The sequence below is a fragment of the Pseudomonas sp. CJQ_9 genome (assembly GCF_043106615.1).
Taxonomy (GTDB): Bacteria; Pseudomonadota; Gammaproteobacteria; order Pseudomonadales; family Pseudomonadaceae; genus Aquipseudomonas; species Aquipseudomonas juntendi.
In genome coordinates, this window is record NZ_JBICMS010000109.1 from 1 (window position 1) to 363 (window position 363).

The following is a 363-nucleotide window of genomic DNA, read 5'->3' on the forward strand; positions in this document are numbered from 1 at the left end:
TTCGCTCGCCACTACTAAGGGAATCTCGGTTGATTTCTTTTCCTCAGGGTACTTAGATGTTTCAGTTCCCCTGGTTCGCCTCTTGCACCTATGTATTCAGTACAAGATACTCAGCTTATGCTGAGTGGGTTCCCCCATTCAGAGATCTCTGGATCACAGTCTGTTTGCCGACTCCCCAAAGCTTATCGCAGGCTACCACGTCTTTCATCGCCTCTGACTGCCAAGGCATCCACCGTATGCGCTTCTTCACTTGACCATATAACCCCAAGCAATCTGGTTATACTGTGAAGACGACATTCGCCGAAAATTCGCATTTCGCTCAGTTAAGAGCAGAACTCACAAATTTTACCTTAGCCTGATCAC

1 rRNA gene is annotated in these 363 nt (G+C 47.4%); it reads right to left on the reverse strand.

The window, feature by feature from the left end:
* Nucleotides 1-256 (reverse strand): 23S ribosomal RNA (locus tag ACF8SD_RS24255); the annotation flags it as partial.
* Nucleotides 257-363 lie beyond the last annotated feature (107 nt).